General features: G+C 76.8%; 2 protein-coding genes. Both read right to left on the reverse strand.

All coding sequences use genetic code 11. The features are described 5' to 3' along the window. Positions 1-1,367: magnesium chelatase subunit D (gene bchD / locus ACTIFU_RS23565; protein WP_439580765.1), on the reverse strand; the 1,367-nt coding region annotated here is incomplete at its 3' end. 2 nt (positions 1,368-1,369) lie between these two features. Beyond that, the coding region (locus ACTIFU_RS23570; RefSeq protein WP_439580766.1) for an ATP-binding protein at positions 1,370-2,072 on the reverse strand (703 nt) is incomplete at its 5' end.

The following is a 2,072-nucleotide window of genomic DNA, read 5'->3' on the forward strand; positions in this document are numbered from 1 at the left end:
CGACGCGCGCGGGCGAGCGACCCGGTCGGCGGCAGCACGAGTTCGGCCGTCGTGCCGCGGAACGCGATCAGCGCCACCGTGTCACGGCGCACGTAGCAGTCGGCGAGCAGCAGCTCGACGGCGCCCTTGACCTCGGCGAGCCGCGCCAGCGCCGCCGAGCCGGAGGCGTCGACCACGAAGATGGCCGTGGTCTGCGATGGCGCCTTCAGGCGGACGAGCCGGATGTCGTCGCGGCGCACGATCACGCGGCGCGCGCGCTCGGCCGCCTCGAGCCGGCGCAGCGCCTGCCAGGGTGCTGCGGCACGCAGGGTCTCGACCAGTGCCAGCCGGTCGCCGCTGCCGAGCCGGCCGGACCGCGTGCCGGCCGGGCGGCCGCGCCGCAGGGTACGGCGCATGGCGCCCGCCTTGCCCTGCGTGCCGCCACCGCGCGGCATGCCCGCGAGCCGGAGCGACGCCAGCAGCCCCGCCGGAATGGCGGCCTTCGCCGCCGCCAGGATCACGTCCTCGATCGGTCGCGACTCCTCGGTTGCGTGCCGGTCCTGGGTCTCGGATGGCGGCTCCACCTCGGGTGGCTCCTCCGCGTCGGTAGTCTCGGGCTCCGGCAGGCGCGTCGCCCGCGGCGCGAGGACCAGCCGAGCCGCGAGCGCAACGTCCGGCTCCGCGACGGTGTCCCGCCCGGCCAGTGCCGCGGCGGCGCGGGCAACGCGCAGCGCCTGGAGGGGCGCGCGCAGCGAACCGACACCGAGCGCCAGCGCGGCGGCGCACAGCGCCCGCAGGACCTCCGCGTCCGCCGCTACCGAGCCGAGGCGGGCGCGCGCCCGGGTGATCGTCGCGCCCGGTGCGTCCTGCGGCAGCGCACCGGCATCGAGCGAGAGATGCATGGCCAGCCGCTCCGCGACGGACCGGGGCGTGCGCTCGTCCTCGGCGAGGCCCTCGTCGAGCGCCACCACGCCGAAGCGCGCGGGCAGGCGCTGGTCGATGCCGTCGCGCTGGACCGCGACCTCGCCAGCGTCGCTCGCGGCGGCGATGCGCGCGGCCGTACCGGCCGGCAGGCGCTCCGCCATCGCCAGGATCACTGCGCCGCCATCGGCCGCGGCGAGGATGCCGCGCTCGGCGACCGCTCGTCCCGCGGCGAGTGTCGCCGTCAGGTCCAGTCCGCCCAGCAGCCGGTCATCCGGCACGCTCGCCGGCACGCGGCGGAGCGGCGCGTCCTCGGGCCAGAGCGCACGCAGCCGTGCGAGCCAGCGGTCGCGCGCGGGGCCGGGGCCTGCACGCAACAGCACGCCCGTGCCGGCCGGGTCGACGGCGAACACGGCGGCTGCCCGCCACGCATCCTCGGCCTGCGAGGAGGGCGCCTCGCCCAGCATGGTCAAGCGCCGAACAGCTCGGCAAGCGCGCGTTCGATCCGCGCGCTCGAGGCGGTCTCGTCGAGCGGGTTGCGCCGCAGCCGGTGCCGCAGCGCCGAGGCCGCGACCGCGCGCAGATGCGCATCGCCGAGGTGAGCGTCGCCTTCGAGGGCGGCCAGTGCACGCGCGGCGCGGATGAGCGTGAGCTCGCCGCGCAGCCCGTCGGTGCCGAGCGCCATGCAGAGCCGGGCCGCGCGTTCGAGCGCCGCGTCACCGGCCTCGACCTCCGCGAGCCGCGCGCGTGCCGCGACGATCCGCCGGCGCAGCTTCGCCTCCGCCGTCCGCCACGACGCGACGAAGCCGTCGGTATCGCGCTCATACGCGTCGCGCCGCTTCACCACCTCGATCCGTGTCGCGAGGTCGTCCGGCGTGCGCACCTCGACCGAGAGCCCGAACCGGTCGAGCAGCTGCGGGCGCAGCTCGCCCTCCTCCGGGTTGCCGCTGCCGACCAGCACGAACCGCGCGGGATGGCGGATGCTGATGCCCTCGCGCTCGACGACGTTCTCGCCCGAGGCCGCGACGTCGAGCAGCAGATCGACCAGGTGATCCTCCAGCAGGTTCGCCTCGTCGATGTAGAGGAAGCCGCGATGCGCGCGCGCGAGCAGGCCGGGCTCGAACGCCTTCACGCCCTCGCCCAGAGCGCGCTCGATGTCGAGGGCGCCGACC

It is taken from the genome of Elioraea sp. (genome assembly GCF_051860475.1).
Lineage (GTDB): Bacteria > Pseudomonadota > Alphaproteobacteria > Acetobacterales > Acetobacteraceae > Elioraea.